Below are 13548 nucleotides of genomic sequence, written 5' to 3'. Positions count from 1 at the left end.
GTGCTGTATCCCTACGGCCTGTTCCAGTTCCGATATTCAAAGTCTTGTCGGTTTCTCCCCCATCTGCTGCGGGAGAACGGTCCTTGCTCCGGATAGGAGCGGCTTAATTCATGGGCTTCATCTCCGTTTCTTCTGAATTTTGGAAAAAAGAGCGGCCCCTCCTGTTTGGGAGGGGCCGTACCGCTGGATCTGCGGTTATCCGTAGGGGTTGTAGGTGGTGGGGTCACCCAGGAACAGGCAGCAATAGGTGACCCCCTGTGCCACGGTGACGCCTACGCCGAGGCTGTCCGCATTGGGTGTAAGCATCGCCTGCAGGTGTCCGGGGGAGTTCACCCAGTTCTCCACCGCCTGCTGAGCAATATCTGAGGCGGCGGCTCCGGTGAATACTGTGAGATTGGAGCGGAATCCATAGGGATATCCGGCTCTTGCCACTGCCTCGCACTCCTCCTGATTGTGGTGCCAGGTGTATTTCCTCCCAGAGAGCTCCTGGGCAGCAGTCATCAGCCGCTGGTCAACAGCCAGCTCCGGGAGCCCGTGTTCACGCCGCACCTGATTGACCAGCGCGGCGATATCCTGGCGCGTCTGCTCCAGGTCGGACACCTGTTCCGAGGCGCGGCCGGTGTAGGGTGCACCGCTCTCGATCCGCACCGCGTCATCCCAATAGACGTTGAAGTCCAGGGCCTCGCCCACATCTGCCAATTTCACATAGTTATTGCCGTTAATGAGGTACGCCTCCAACTGGATCTGTTCCCCATCCAGATAGAACTGGTGAGTGCTGCGGACCGCCGTCAGAATCTCCTCCGCCGCGTGCGACGCAGGACCGGCCAGGGCCATCCCCAGCACGATACATGTGGATGCCAGCAGGATATTTTTCTTTCTGCTCATGACTTCGCTCCTCCTTATTGTCTGGAATTGCAGCTTTCTGCAAGCACACAATACCGGAAGAGCGGACGGAAGTCGATAGAAATAAGAGCGCCTGCATGTAGAAATTCAGAGGGGAAAACAAAGCAGATCAACTAAATTTCCACTGCCTTGACGCACCAGCGGTAGTCTCTCTGGTTCATCACACAGGTGTAGAGGGTGATCATGTTTTCCGTGGTGGCGGCGAGGCCGCTTCGGTCGGTCTCCAAGACTTTAGAAACGGACACCACCTCATAGGTGCGGGTCCCCAGCTTGGTGGTCAGGGTGATCTCATCCCCCAGCTCCAGGGTATGGATCTTCCCAAAATGGTTGTTGGTGCCCCTGTTGTGCGCCGCCACCGCAATATTTCCGCGCCAAATAGAGGTTTCCTCGAAGTGACCGGCACCCTTGGCCAGGGTTTTGCTGTCCGTGCCCTCATAGACCTTCACAGTTAAACCGATGGCCGGGATCTTCAGCGTTCCCAGGTGGCCGCCAGAGTAATAGAGGTCGCTTGTCACTTCGGTGTAGCCGGTGGAGGGAGCAGATGTTTCCGGGTCAGCAGGGGTATTCACAGTGGGGATCGTACTTCCGGGGACAAAGACCGGGGCGGAGGTGCCGTTGACCGCCGCGCCGGTGGCGGGTATGGAGCCGGGGGCCAGGTTGGGGGTGAGGGGCGTCCCGGTGTTCAGGGCATCGGCGCTGGCGGTACCAAATCCAGGCGGGATCAGGGCGGCGTTTTTACTGACGTCCTCGTTCTTCCTGGCCCCGCCGTCTGCCGTGGCAACCGGCTCGAAGGAGGTGGGGGTGCCGTAGTCCGGATCGCCCGGTGCGTCGATGGAATACTCCAGAGGTCCCGCCGCGCTCGCGGGAACTGTCAAGGCGGCGGTCAGGCACATCAGGCAGAGAAACGCACACAATTTTTTCATTCGGTTTCCTCCTCACTCTCATGCTTCCGTTTGTAGAGCAGGCATCCGCCAATGACGCCGCCCGCAGCGAATACCACACCCAGCGGCACCAGGATATAGGCCCAGTTAAACTGGACTGGACTGCTGCCCGAATCAGGGAGCGGCGCCAGCGGCTCTATGGCTGTGCCCTCGAAGATGGCCACATAGCGGGTCTTATTCAGGGCGATCCGGCTGACAGTACCGCTGTAATCGGCGGTGACCGTGTAGCCGGTCACATAGCTGCTGGTGGCACTGCCGGTGTAGGTGGCGACTGCCGTAAAGCGGTCTCCCATGGCGTAGCCGTCTGTATTGGCGGTGTTGTCCGTCTGCCAGCTGATGTTCTGGAGAGTCAGGGTGCGGCCATTGTCCTCGATGGTCTTGGGGATGTTGGCGGTATCCTGGCTGGCCAGATTGGGGTAGCTCCTGGTGGCAGACACCTCCCTGGTAGAGCTCCCGTACCCGGCCACTTCCACCTGGACGGTGTCCAACTGGAGGGTCAGCACACCGGAGAGACCGTCCTCGGTGATAAACTCTTTTTCCTGGGGGAGCAGGGCCAGCACGGACTCCATGTCCTTGCTTTTGCTCTCCAGAGAGACGGTCTCTGTGTGCTGACGGCTCTCGTTCTCCGGCAGTTCCTGCCGGAGCAGATCAATGAGGGTATAATGGAATCCATCCTGCTCGAAATCAGACCGGGGAATGCCGGCGGGGTTCTCCTCCGGCCCCAGGTCATAATACTTGCGGATCTCTGTGCCATCCTCATTCCGGGACACGGAGGTGGGGTAGCAGACCTCCGGGGGCGCAGATGACTGGGAAATCACAACCGACTCCGCGGCGAAGGCGGAGGGGGACAGTGCCATGGTCAGGCACAGGACCGCGGCACAGAGTGCGAGTTTTCGTTTCATATCAGCTTTCTCTCCTTCCTGTCACATCGACATGCCGTCCATCTCGGGGCTGTTTTGCTCCTGGGCCTCGTTATGGTGCTGGTTGAGTCCCTGATCCAGCTCCATCCGGTAGGCGTCCAAAACGGCCTGGTCGAAGGACTGTTTGAATTCCGGGGTGCAGGGGAAACAGATGTCCCGATATTCGCCTTTGACCTGGCGGCTGGGCATGGAGACGAAGGGGCCGTTTCTGCCCTCCTTCACCTGGACCCCGCGGATGGCGAAGCACCCGTTCAGGTTGACCGAGGCGTCTGCCAGGATGGGGCCCTTGACGCTGGGACGGTAGATCTTCACGTTGATCTGCATGGGCAGCTGCTCAAAATTGGGGTTCTGATGGTTGATAGTCTGTTTCATCGCTCACTTCTCCCTTTCTCTTTTTTCAGCCGTTCCAGGGTGTGGATGGCTATCCGGTCATACTCCCAGGGTTCTACCTCCAGGGAGAGGTAGGCGCCCTGCTCGTTGATCCCATCGGCTCGATATTTCAGCACTAAGGGCATCGGCTCGGTTTTGCGGTTCAGAATGCCGGGAGATACCCAGCCTGTCCCGGCCACATAGACCTGGCGGATAGCGGACTGGGCCTCGCCGGACAGATTCAGCCATAAAAATTTCCCCTGAAGGTCCTGCGGCAGACCCTCCGGGGATGGAATGGGCTCAATCACATTGCCTTTGATGCGATAGCGCAGGCCCATGGCTGTGATACAGACGTGAGTGGCATTGGCGGCCTCTGGCTCCTGGGTCCAGAGGGGAAAGCAGCTGTAGTCCGAGGCCAGCACATCTTCTCCTTCCTGATCGTCCGGGAACAGGGGCAGGCACTTTACCAGCTCCAGGACATGGATTCCGTCTGTGAGCCCCAGCACTCTGATCCCGGCAGCAGGCAGGGATTGGTAGCGGGCCAGAGCCTCCTCCAGTGTGGAATACTGCTCCACGCTCCGGCCCTTTCGCAGAGATCGCTTGGGGGGCAGGCGCAGATCGTCAATGGTGTAATAGGAAATGTTCATGTCTATCAATCACCTCATTTCATGGTCATCCCGCCCATCGCGGGGGAGTCGTTGTTCTGTTCCTGTCCTTTCAGCTCCATCAGCTTTTCCTTTGCCCACTCCGGAAGGAATTCGTCCTTCAGCGCACCGATAAAGTCCGTTCGGTTCCAGCGGGTCATCTCTCCGTCCCCCAGACAGGTACAGCGGACAGAGCGTCCAATGGCTTTGGGGCTACAGCCAAATCCGTCATGGGCGTACCAGAGCTGGGCACGGGCGTTCCAATAGGACTCCTTCAGGGTATCTGGGGAGAGTACCAGCACCTTTCCTTCGTAGTCCAGTTCTTCAAAGGAGCTTGGCTCGCACTGGTCAGGACCGAAGAGTCCCAGCGCCTGATATGCCGTGCGGTATTGGTCCACCACTCCATCCAGTACAGCGGAGCGGGTTGGCACCACAAAGCTTAGATTGTGGAGTTTATCTGGTGGGATATAGATTTGACTGGCCCATGCTTTATTCTCGGAACTGTACTGGCCACCCCATTCCAATTGCTGAACCGTGTTGGCCAGCACCCAAGCTGTCCGCTTATAGCCGAACTCTTGAAGCACCCCCGTCAGGCATTCCTTGTCCAGATGGGCGCCGTCGTAGTGCTGTCGTACGGCTTTCTGAATGGCATCTTTGCAGTCAATGTTCTCCAGGTAACTGGCCCGCCATAGAGACTGTTCTCCCCGTCGGCAGGCTTCCTCTGCGGAATAGGGATAGAGGTACGTCTCACGCATGATCTTCCTCCCGGCGCAGCTGCCGCCGGAGGGCGTCCAGATCCACATGGCCCTCCTGGAGCATGGAGCGGAAGCCCTCGTCGAACTCCTGCAACGGGTCTTCCTCCCTGTGCTCGCTGGGGTCATCATCTTCTGCCTTGGATACGATCACCCGGCCATCCTCCGCAACGGCCTCCAGGCTGTCTGCATCATCCAGTCCGGCCAGTTCCAGTAGACAGGCGGGGATGGTCAGACCGGGATCGTCCATTTCATCTTCCTCGTCAATGGTGTCCTCACACTCGGGAAATTCCGCCCCTTCCTGGCTGAATACCGCCAGCTGGAGGAGCAGAGATGCGGCAGTGGAGGTGAGGAACTGGAGAAGGTGCAGGCATTCCAGGGTACTCAATGCATTCCGTGCCGCCAGGACATATCCGCCGCCTGTGTGGAGGATCAGCTCCTCCGCGTCCGCAAGGCCGGAGAGCTGGAGGGCAGCGCGGGGGATCGTCAGGGTCTTGTTCTCAGGATTGTGGTAGAGCTTAAAATACATAGGTTTCATCAAATTCTCCCTTCTGAAAGTCAAACAGATTGATTTGTGTTGTGGCATGAGCGCGCTCCGCCATGTCATAGTTGGCGATGAGCAGCTCGGAAAATTGGCAGTTAGGGTCGTATCGCTGTCGAATGTTGTTCAGCCGGGTCACCGGCTCGATCTGGATGCCGGGGGCATCGTACAGCCCTCGGATGAAGGCGTCGTCGTTGTAGGACAGCAGGAACTTGCCTTCCATGGACAGCAGGGCATCCCGCAGGCGGATGTGGTCCCGTTCCGTGAAGCCGTCCTCACCGATGTTCTGGTAATACCCCTCTGTAGCGTGGTAGGGCGGGTCGCAGTAGAAGAAGGTCACTGGGCGGTCATAGTGCCGGATCAGTGTTTGGAAGTCTTGGTTTTCCACCACCACATCCGCCAGCCGTCGGTGGGCCTGCTCAATGAGCGGGAAGTTGCTCCACATATCGTGAGGCTGGCTGGCAAAGCTGGTGAGAGCGGCGGCGTAGCTCTGGCGGATGACTTGATAAAACCAGGCTGCCCGCTGAATATCTGTGGTGCGCTTGCGGCGCAGAGCCAGGCGCGCCCGGTCGAAGTCCTCTCTGGAATTGAGGACATATTTCAGAGCGTTGATCAACAGATCCGGCTTGTCCCGCACACAGCGGTACAGATTGGCGAGGAGGCCGTTGTAGTCGTTGTAGACCTCGAAGTCGTTGCCGGGGGCTTTATGAAACAGCACCCAGCCGCCGCCTCCGAACACCTCCACATACCGCTCATAGAACAGGGGAAATCGCTTCACTACTTCCTCCCGGAGAGCTTTCTTCCCGCCCACCCAGCTCATAAAACTGTTCAGGGGGGATCACCGCCCTCGCCAAAGCTATCCAGGGATTGCTCCAACCCCCGGATAGCGGCCTCCAGACCATTTGCCATCTTCCGAAGTTGACGGATGGTAGTGTAGACCTCGCCGGCAGTCTGGGCATAGAAGTAGCCGCTCCGGTCGCTGGCAATGGGGATTCCCCGGCGCCGCAGCCGGTTGACGATCTTCCGCAGATCCGTGCTGCTGACACCCAGCGCCCGCTCCAGTTCCGCACTCCCTACTCGGTATGCGCGTCCAAGGCAGGCTCCTTTTAAATAGTCCAGCAATTGTTTTTCATGCATTTTCGTTTCCTTTCCGGAGCCGTTTTTCCGAAAAAGGGCACAAAAAAAGAGGGGCCGTTTCCCCCTTCGGAAAACGGCCCCTGTCTAATTTGACTGATTACATGGTCATGTCAAACTCTGGCTGTGGCTCCGTGCGCTCATGGTGGAACTCCTGTTCGTTGCGGCGGATGTATCCGGTCTCAGCGGTATTCAGGAGGTAGCCCTGCTGCTCCAACTGGGCCTCCCCATACACTTTCAAGTCAATGCTCCCTTGCAGAACAGGGTCCCGGAACACCGTATCACCCTGTTTCTGCAACACCTCCTCTCCAAACCGTCCTGTCTCGGTTGTCGGGCAGTAGTCATAGCAGTTCAAGTTCGACGCGATGTCCAGCGCCAGTTTTAAGTCGTGACAGTGCTCATACTCCAGCGCCGCCCGGAATTTTTCCAGAAAGTGTTGCTCTCCCTGGCCCTGCTCCTGGAGCACATATCCCAGGTCATTTCCATCGTAGATCAGATCTGCCAGATCCTGATACTCGTCCAGACCGATGGACAGTTCCGGAAGGGAGCACCGCACATCCAGAAGGCTGCACTCCTGAAGTGTCTGAACCTGCAGTTCCCGCAGGGCCAGCCGGATTTCGTCCATCCGCCCCTTCTCGTCGATGGTGCTGTCCGGCAGGCACAGCCAGACGCCCTCCGGCACGGCGGGGGAGGCCAGTTTCAGCCGCAGGCTCCAGTCAGTGTCTGGCAGCCTGTCCAGATTGGAGCCGTCATAGAACTGCTTGGGCTCTTGCCTGGGGAGCACCACGAAACAGTCCCCCACGAAGATTCCCAAGTGGCTGTCCTCATAGTTCCACCCGATCTGCTCCAGATTGGCATAGGGGATGAGGTCAGGCTGACCGGCTTCGTATCGCAGGTAGTATTCCCCCAGCTGTTCGTAGCTCCCCGCCGGGCAGATCACCTCGTAGTCCGGGAGGGCCAGCAGGAGGTTGACGGCATCCCTTGCCGTATTTGGATCCATCTTCCGAACCGCCAGCTCTCGCTCATCGCCAGCCTTTTCAGATAACGCCTTCAGCTGGCCCCTGGAGATGATGGCTGCTGCCAGCTGGGTCTGTTCCTTTACCGACAGAGTTTCCAGCCGGTTCAAGATCCACTGGCGCTCCATACTTTTACTTTCCATCATGCCATCTCCATTCCGCCCCAGGCGGGGGCTTCCTTTTGCTCCTTCCGAAATACTGGCAGCTGGCCGCTATCCTTCCGTCGAAGCAGTCCATAGTCCGTAATAGACGCATGGTTCTCCTCCAGCATCCGCTGTCCAACCCGGGCGGCCTGTCCGGTCTGGAACAGTTCCTCCGGCAGATCCGGATACTTCTCCCGCAGGATCAGCTCCGCATAGTCCCAGGTCGCCGCCACATCCGGTCGTAGTTCATAAGCATCCAGACCGTGCATCAGCTGGATGGCATCCTGCAGGTGGGGGTGCCCGGCCACAGACAGCAGAGCCTTGTACTTGACCCAGTCCGCCTCATGCCAGCTCTGCTTTTTCTGCGCCAGGTTTGTTGCGAATTCGCTTGCCATGCCGATGCCGCTCTCCTGTTCGATGGCGTCATCGACCGCATCTCGCAGAGAGGGGATCTCACAGTCGATACAGCGGAAGGCGCACTCGTCCAGCGAGGCCGCGTCTACCTCTCCCACTGCCCGCCAGATGTCGGCGTCTGAAGCGGGGAGGTTCAGGATAGTGGTCTTATCGTTATCATAGCTGGGATCGTCAAAAAATCCCTTGCGTACCTCCAGCACCACCGGGGCGCTGGGGCGGGCAAAGCAGAACATCTCGCCCTTCCGATATACCTCTTTGAAGTCACTGCCAGGCTCCGCGTAGCCCCGGCTGGTGAACACACCGCTGTGCTCCTCCTGGTGCTGTTCCCCCAGCAGCTCCAGCAACCTCTCCCGAAAGCTGCTGTCCTCCTCCATGGTATCCACCAGGGCCATGGCCTCCTCCGAGAGCATCTCACCCTCATACAAAAGCGCCCCAAGTTCCTGCGTGTCGGAGACTTGGGGCGCCAGAAGGCAGATATCCGCATTGAAGGTCAGGTTGATGAAGCGGGAGAGGGGAAAGGGAGCAGTGTGGTTTTCCTTCTCGATCTGGAGCAGGCCGTCCAGCCCCATCCGGTCATCCTCACCCAGCATGGTCAGCCGGAGGGCCAGCAGGTTCAACTCCAGCAGATCCACATTCCGACCGATCATATCCGCTGTGATACCAGGATAGCGGATCCTGGTCAGCTCATTGCGGCAAGTTTTGACGTCCTGGACACGGGCCTTCTGGAGCGCGTCACAAAGCTCCGCCTGGGTACACGGCATCGTCAGCACTGCGGAGGTCTTATAGCTTTCGGGCCCGCCGCTGCTGATCTCCACCTCGAAGATCTTCTTATCCAAGGGTCATCCCTCCCTCTGTCTGTTCCTCTCTCTGAATTTCATAATTGGCAGGATCCGCCCCAGGAACATCCCAGCCCGCCATGCTTCCGATCTCCATGGCCTGCCGCTGGGCGGGGGTGACGCCTAACCGCTCATTCAGCTCATCCGCCAGCTCCACGTTGCGCTCCTTGTCTCCGGTATCCCACTGGGAGGGATAGTAGCCGGACTCGCCCCGCCGGATGCAAATGAGCTGGCCGGTTGTCTGTAGGGTGGAGAAACACTCCGCCGGCAGGCCCTCGGCAACCTTGGGGGCGAACCGCTCCTGCTCCGTCTGGATACTCCAGTTCTCGCTGTTCCACAGATGGATGTACAATTCACCGCCGTCCACACGGATTTGTTCCAGATCCATGCCCTCTCCCCAGCCATCCGATGCCTGGCCGGTGAGGTACTCCTTTAAAGTGGAAAGTTCCTCCGGGGAGAGTTCTCCAACTACCCGGCACTCCGCCACGCCCCAGAGTTGGCCGCTTCGCTCCTCCGCAGTGAACTCCGCGGATCGTACCTTGATATTCAGGCTGTCCTGTTTATCGTACCAGCGCATAACGCCCCGCTCTTTCTCCTCCGGCATCCGGTTTCTGACCAGGGCACCCTGGATCTGATCCTCGTAGTCCAGCAGCGTCCGGCCGTCCCATTCCTCACCCGTCTCGTCTATATCGCCCCACTCGTCCCGCCCATAGAAATCGGCGGTCAGGGGCATATAGAGTTTGAGCAGGGTTGGCTCCGGCGGCTGGACAGAGAATTGTTCCTCTCCCAACGCCAGTTTTCGAATGGCCCCATCCCCCATGCGCGTGTGGAACCGTCCTTCTTCATCGATCTGTTCCAGCGTCCCAGTAGATATGTGTTCTGGGTCATCCAGCTCCCAGCATATAACTTGGCTCCCACGTGGGAACTGTTCCCGCAGGAATGCCAGCCATTCTTTTGATATCGTCCGCATATTCTGCCTCCTTTGCTCTTTCGTAGATCACTCACATCTCTATGGATGGGCCGTCCTCCTGCTCCTCATCCCAGTCCTCACCGAGCAGATCCTCCAGATCAGGCGGTTCACTGTATTGGACCGTGTCGTTCTCCAAGTCCTCCTTTAGGCTGCGGAGGACGGCCTCTTGATTCCCGGTCGGTAAGTAGAGCCATTGTCCATTCGTATCATAGATATAGATGTATTCGATCCCAGCCCAATCTGCCGCATCGTACAGTTCCTCGAAGGTTTTTATAGTGGCCTCCCAGCCGGGACAGTCCCCATCTCTCCGATAGGCCAACGTCACTCCTGGCTGTGGAGCAATGAAATCGTGGCGTCCGGGGTCAGGAGAGAGTTTTTCTCGAAGATAGTACAGATCTCCCAAAGCCAATAAAGCGTTTACTTTCTCCGATGTATCATAGTGTTTTACAAGGGTCGCGCCGGTATCTTCCGGGTATCCGTTGAGCTGACAGTATATCGTGAGGTACTGGTCATCTCCAATTTGCCTTGCGATATAGCTGCGTGTTCCCATTAAAGTCCTCCCATCTCGAGGCCTGCCTCCGGACCGTCCAGCTCCTGATGGAGCGTTTCTACTGCGTCGGCGATCACCGGATCATTCCGAAAACTCTCCAGCTTACGGTAGTCTTCAAAGAATACCTGCTCTTCATCCAGAAAGCACACCAAGTCCACCGTGGCGATCTCGTCCTTGGTGACGCCCAGCCTTTTCTCAGGCCGGTCGCTGTCTTGGTAGAGCTGTATCGCCCCATCCAGTGTCAAAGCCCTGTGGATCTGCTCCTTCGAAGTGTTGCAGTCAGTCATCACGAACCAGGAATAGGTGTGAGGCTTGCTGGGGTCCGCAGCATCCCGCAGGGCCTGCTTTCCGGCCTCAGTGAGACCATAGTTGCAGGTGCGACGGGGGTTCTCCTCGCCGGCAACATCCAGAAGAATGTCGTCTACCGCTTTTTTCACCGCTGGATCGTCTGTCAGGGTCTCGTACCGGAAGCCGGTGGTGTTTCGGTAGGGCAGTTCTTCTCGAATAGTCTGGAGATACCGCTGGGGATCACAAAATTCCTGCTGCTCGCCGCTGGCATAGGTCACTCGGCCCACCAGTTTCTCCTGCCTGGCCATCTCCTGCTGGCGCAGGTCGTAGCAATACAGATACCCTTGATAATCCCCTGGTCTTGGGGTACACCGCAGGCAAAATCGGTAATGTTCTGTCTCCGCAACAAACCCGTAGACGCGGTCGTTTTCTGAGATCTCACCTCCGTTGTGCCAGCAATAGGTGTTCATGGCCGCCAAGTTCTTCAGTGGACCGCTTTGCCGCATGGCATCCACAAATTCCTGCAGGGCCTCCTTGAATTCCGGAGTGTTAAAGTGGTCACCGTTGTGGGGCCACCAGGTGTGATAGAAGCCCTTCCCGCCGGAGCCGAAGTCCATGCGGAGGTGGCCCACTGTGCCCAGTGCCTCGTCCCGCTCATCGTTGGAATAGAAAAGGCCCGCCTCCTCAACGGAAGCAGGCCGCAGGTCAAAGGGGGGCGTCTGTTGGAAACTACTTTGTTTTTTCACTTCGATCACCTCGTTTCTGTTTTTTGAACACAACCAATACCACAACTTGTGATGAAAGTCTACTACAAATCGTGGAGAAAATTCAGGTCATCCGTATCCCTATCTCTGGCTCCGGTGACTCCATGATCTGCTCCAGGTATTTGGGATCCACTACGACTTCTGATTCATTCCTGCCGTTGAAAAAGGCAAGAATGTGTTCCTTTGAAATCTGAGCCTCATAGACGGTGCCCTCCTCACCAAAGCGGTGGGCAAACCACTCCGCCGTATCCCGGTCCAACGTCCAGGACAGTGCTTTGATGTTTTTGGCATTATAGGAAGTCACACCGCGGTAGACGGTCACAGGATCCTCCAGCGACTGATAAACTGCGTACTCCTCCTCGTCCATCAGAAGTTCCGGCGGGACAGAATGGAATAGAGCCAACAGTTCTCTTTTGCTCACATTGCGGTCTTGGTTTGGGCACTCCTCCAAAATCCACGCATGAGCCAGCAATTGGCCCAGATTCTCCTGTGAGAGGACTGGGGCAGAAAATTTGAGAAAAGTCAGATAATAGGGCTTGTTAAGGAGGAAAAATACCTGACAGGCGTTTTCAGCACTGTCGATCTGTTTGCCCACCATCTCCTTCCATTTGGCATAGTCTTCTTTGTTGTGGAGCAAGTCGACAACAGTGATATTGCCATCCTCATTTTGAGCAGCGGTAACCCCGGTACTTGTAAACGGGTGGCTGACGATAGCTGGTGAAAATGAAGTTTCTGCGATTGGCATATCCAAGAGTACATGAGCGATCATCTTCACCCTGGCAAGATCGGTTTCCTTCCGCATCAGGAGAGTCCCCCCATCCCCATGGACTCATCCTGCTCTCGCTGGTATTGTTCTGCGGGCTCCTTCCGCATCAGCTCATCCAGTGACAAAGTTCCCTGATAGGCAATGTAGCCCCGCTCTGTGAAGATTCCCTGTTCTTGCTGGATGCGTTGCTGGCCGTACTTCTCATAGTCATAAAAGGCGTCCAGATTGCTGTCGTAGTCGAAATGGCCGGAGTCCTGGATCATATATCTGCCGTACTCACCTGGCGTATGGACATTGGGGACGAAATCGAACAGGTCCAGATTCTCCGCCAGGCGGCGAATCTCAGCCGCGCTCTCCGGATTTGCATAGGCCACCACAGCCTCCAATTTGGCTCGATCTGCCTGCGCCAGCTTTGAGATGGCGGCGCACATGGCATTGAGATCAAAGACGCTTTCCTGCTCCAAGGGACAGGCCGTTTCAACAGCGGCAGGCAAGTTGTTGATTTGGATCTCCAATGTTGCGAAATCCTCACTCTCCATTCCATCCCGCCAGAGCATCCGCTCGATCTGGCGCTCTGATGTGGGCAGGTACAGCCAAACCGCCTCGCGGCTGTCGTCGCTGTCGTGGATGGACCTCAGTGAAACAGTCATCAGGCTCTCCTCATATAGATACTCCGGGAAGTTTCTTCCCTGATAGATCCGGCTGAGCTGCATCCCGTTGTCGTAGACGACGCCGTAGGGAGTGACGGTACCCTCATTTTCCGAGATCAGGAGCAGAGCGGTCTCCATACTATCCAGTTCCTCCAGCTCCTCCGTGGAGACGCATCCGCCGTGGAGGTTCATGTAGTGATCCCGGCCAATCTGCTCCAAGTCGGAAAAGTCCGTAATGACCGTGGCCTGCTGACAACAAAAGGTCAAATTGATGAGGTCGGTCATATCGGAGAGTCCCATTTTCGCTGCCATTCCTTGGAACTGGGCCAGCTCCCCGTCAGAAAAACTGTCCAACCGCTTGACGAGGTAATCCAACTCGTCCACATTGATTCTGTGCCCCTCCAGGCATTTCAGACTGGGAACGCAGCCTTCGATCTCCTCCACCATACAATCCTTTGCCCGCGGGTCTCCGATATCCAGCGCCTCCAGCATCTTGATCGTGTCGTTGTATTGATCCTGCGGGATGGGGAAGGGGATAGTGACCAGGCCATATTCCAAGTGATCAGCGTTATACAAAGCCGCTTTGATCCTCATGCTCCAACTCCTTTTCGTTCAGTTTTTTTACTCTGGTGCGCATACAGTCATCCTCGCCGCCCCAACAGAGGAAACCGTGGGCGGGATAGGGGCAGCCCTCGCAGCGGGAGAACTGCCGGCACACTGGTTTTTGTTCCGGCTCCGGGGCATAGCCGGGCGCATAGTTGATGTGGAGCAGCCATTTCTTCACACTACTCCACTTAGGAGGCGGTTGATTGACCACCCCGACATAACTGTTCAGTTTTTTGGGATCCACACGGAGCACCTCACTTGCTTTTTCTGCTCTGAAAACAAAAAAGCGGGGGCCGTATTCTGTCCGATGGCAGATGATACGGCCCCCGCCTTGTTCAGCG

At 57.2% G+C, this 13548-nt stretch carries 17 protein-coding genes; all 17 read right to left on the bottom strand.

The genetic code is table 11. The features are described from left to right. Positions 1 to 195: 195 nt before the first annotated feature. The 17 genes from B5G40_RS11630 to B5G40_RS11550 all read right to left on the bottom strand — a co-directional run bounded on the left by B5G40_RS11630 (position 196) and on the right by B5G40_RS11550 (position 13451). Positions 196 to 885, bottom strand: coding sequence for a CAP domain-containing protein (locus B5G40_RS11630; RefSeq protein ID WP_087399722.1), 690 nt, complete (start codon positions 883 to 885; stop codon positions 196 to 198). A 131-nt stretch (positions 886 to 1016) separates the two neighbouring features. Beyond that, the gene (locus tag B5G40_RS11625; RefSeq protein WP_087399721.1) at positions 1017 to 1826 is read right to left on the bottom strand and encodes a class D sortase; all 810 of its coding nucleotides are present in this window, start codon (positions 1824 to 1826) and stop codon (positions 1017 to 1019) included. Further along, positions 1823 to 2746, bottom strand: a complete 924-nt coding sequence (locus tag B5G40_RS11620; RefSeq protein ID WP_087289488.1) for a cell wall anchor protein — start codon at positions 2744 to 2746, stop codon at positions 1823 to 1825. Before B5G40_RS11620 ends, B5G40_RS11625 begins: the two co-directional genes overlap by 4 nt. A 21-nt stretch (positions 2747 to 2767) precedes the next feature. Beyond that, a complete protein-coding gene (locus tag B5G40_RS11615; RefSeq protein WP_087289487.1) occupies positions 2768 to 3136 on the bottom strand; it encodes a SpoVG family protein in 369 nt (122 codons plus the stop codon). Then, positions 3133 to 3780 carry a hypothetical protein gene (locus B5G40_RS11610; RefSeq protein WP_087289486.1) on the bottom strand — a complete coding sequence of 216 codons (648 nt, stop codon included), beginning with the start codon at positions 3778 to 3780 and terminating at the stop codon, positions 3133 to 3135. Before B5G40_RS11610 ends, B5G40_RS11615 begins: the two co-directional genes overlap by 4 nt. Positions 3781 to 3794: 14 nt before the next feature. After that, positions 3795 to 4532, bottom strand: a complete 738-nt coding sequence (locus B5G40_RS11605; RefSeq protein WP_242959414.1) for a DUF3849 domain-containing protein — start codon at positions 4530 to 4532, stop codon at positions 3795 to 3797. Continuing rightward, positions 4525 to 5067, bottom strand: a complete 543-nt coding sequence (locus B5G40_RS11600) for an AbrB/MazE/SpoVT family DNA-binding domain-containing protein (RefSeq protein WP_140394185.1) — start codon at positions 5065 to 5067, stop codon at positions 4525 to 4527. The genes B5G40_RS11605 and B5G40_RS11600 overlap by 8 nt, the downstream gene beginning before the upstream one ends. Then, a complete protein-coding gene (locus B5G40_RS11595) occupies positions 5048 to 5890 on the bottom strand; it encodes a DNA adenine methylase (RefSeq protein ID WP_087289484.1) in 843 nt (280 codons plus the stop codon). Before B5G40_RS11595 ends, B5G40_RS11600 begins: the two co-directional genes overlap by 20 nt. Before the next feature lie 8 nt (positions 5891 to 5898). Continuing rightward, complete coding sequence (locus tag B5G40_RS11590) at positions 5899 to 6207, bottom strand: hypothetical protein (protein ID WP_087289483.1); 309 nt, start codon at positions 6205 to 6207, stop codon at positions 5899 to 5901. Between the two features lie 97 nt (positions 6208 to 6304). Then, positions 6305 to 7366, bottom strand: coding sequence for a hypothetical protein (locus tag B5G40_RS11585; protein ID WP_087399720.1), 1062 nt, complete (start codon positions 7364 to 7366; stop codon positions 6305 to 6307). Beyond that, positions 7363 to 8613, bottom strand: coding sequence for a hypothetical protein (locus B5G40_RS11580; protein ID WP_204248306.1), 1251 nt, complete (start codon positions 8611 to 8613; stop codon positions 7363 to 7365). The genes B5G40_RS11585 and B5G40_RS11580 overlap by 4 nt, the downstream gene beginning before the upstream one ends. Continuing rightward, entirely contained in the window at positions 8606 to 9583 is a 978-nt protein-coding gene (locus B5G40_RS11575; protein ID WP_087289481.1) for a DUF4314 domain-containing protein, read from the bottom strand. Before B5G40_RS11575 ends, B5G40_RS11580 begins: the two co-directional genes overlap by 8 nt. A 31-nt stretch (positions 9584 to 9614) precedes the next feature. Next, positions 9615 to 10133 (bottom strand): hypothetical protein, encoded by a 519-nt coding sequence (locus B5G40_RS11570; protein WP_087289480.1) that lies wholly within the window; start codon positions 10131 to 10133, stop codon positions 9615 to 9617. Then, the gene (locus B5G40_RS11565) at positions 10133 to 11167 is read right to left on the bottom strand and encodes a hypothetical protein (RefSeq protein WP_087289479.1); all 1035 of its coding nucleotides are present in this window, start codon (positions 11165 to 11167) and stop codon (positions 10133 to 10135) included. Before B5G40_RS11565 ends, B5G40_RS11570 begins: the two co-directional genes overlap by 1 nt. 82 nt (positions 11168 to 11249) lie before the next feature. After that, on the bottom strand, positions 11250 to 11987 hold the full coding sequence (locus B5G40_RS11560) for a hypothetical protein (protein WP_087289478.1): 738 nt from the start codon (positions 11985 to 11987) through the stop codon (positions 11250 to 11252). Then, a complete protein-coding gene (locus B5G40_RS11555) occupies positions 11987 to 13195 on the bottom strand; it encodes an antirestriction protein ArdA (RefSeq protein ID WP_087399719.1) in 1209 nt (402 codons plus the stop codon). The genes B5G40_RS11560 and B5G40_RS11555 overlap by 1 nt, the downstream gene beginning before the upstream one ends. Further along, positions 13170 to 13451, bottom strand: coding sequence for a hypothetical protein (locus B5G40_RS11550; RefSeq protein WP_140394184.1), 282 nt, complete (start codon positions 13449 to 13451; stop codon positions 13170 to 13172). Before B5G40_RS11550 ends, B5G40_RS11555 begins: the two co-directional genes overlap by 26 nt. Positions 13452 to 13548: the final 97 nt, after the last annotated feature.

The organism is Flavonifractor sp. An9, assembly GCF_002161245.1.
Classification (GTDB): domain Bacteria; phylum Bacillota; class Clostridia; order Oscillospirales; family Oscillospiraceae; genus Flavonifractor; species Flavonifractor avicola.
Note: the sequence above shows the minus strand (reverse complement) of the source record. Positions and strands in the feature narration are given on the sequence as shown.

Excerpts from the sequence above, each read along its gene's own strand:
- B5G40_RS11630 (WP_087399722.1), bottom strand. The coding sequence starts at position 885 with ATGAGCAGAAAGAAAAATATCCTGCTGGCATCCACATGTATCGTGCTG.
- B5G40_RS11625 (WP_087399721.1), bottom strand. The coding sequence starts at position 1,826 with ATGAAAAAATTGTGTGCGTTTCTCTGCCTGATGTGCCTGACCGCCGCC.
- B5G40_RS11620 (WP_087289488.1), bottom strand. The coding sequence starts at position 2,746 with ATGAAACGAAAACTCGCACTCTGTGCCGCGGTCCTGTGCCTGACCATG.
- B5G40_RS11615 (WP_087289487.1), bottom strand. The coding sequence starts at position 3,136 with ATGAAACAGACTATCAACCATCAGAACCCCAATTTTGAGCAGCTGCCC.
- B5G40_RS11610 (WP_087289486.1), bottom strand. The coding sequence starts at position 3,780 with ATGAACATTTCCTATTACACCATTGACGATCTGCGCCTGCCCCCCAAG.
- B5G40_RS11605 (WP_242959414.1), bottom strand. The coding sequence starts at position 4,532 with ATGCGTGAGACGTACCTCTATCCCTATTCCGCAGAGGAAGCCTGCCGA.
- B5G40_RS11600 (WP_140394185.1), bottom strand. The coding sequence starts at position 5,067 with ATGAAACCTATGTATTTTAAGCTCTACCACAATCCTGAGAACAAGACC.
- B5G40_RS11595 (WP_087289484.1), bottom strand. The coding sequence starts at position 5,890 with ATGAGCTGGGTGGGCGGGAAGAAAGCTCTCCGGGAGGAAGTAGTGAAG.
- B5G40_RS11590 (WP_087289483.1), bottom strand. The coding sequence starts at position 6,207 with ATGCATGAAAAACAATTGCTGGACTATTTAAAAGGAGCCTGCCTTGGA.
- B5G40_RS11585 (WP_087399720.1), bottom strand. The coding sequence starts at position 7,366 with ATGATGGAAAGTAAAAGTATGGAGCGCCAGTGGATCTTGAACCGGCTG.
- B5G40_RS11575 (WP_087289481.1), bottom strand. The coding sequence starts at position 9,583 with ATGCGGACGATATCAAAAGAATGGCTGGCATTCCTGCGGGAACAGTTC.
- B5G40_RS11570 (WP_087289480.1), bottom strand. The coding sequence starts at position 10,133 with ATGGGAACACGCAGCTATATCGCAAGGCAAATTGGAGATGACCAGTAC.
- B5G40_RS11560 (WP_087289478.1), bottom strand. The coding sequence starts at position 11,987 with ATGCGGAAGGAAACCGATCTTGCCAGGGTGAAGATGATCGCTCATGTA.
- B5G40_RS11555 (WP_087399719.1), bottom strand. The coding sequence starts at position 13,195 with ATGAGGATCAAAGCGGCTTTGTATAACGCTGATCACTTGGAATATGGC.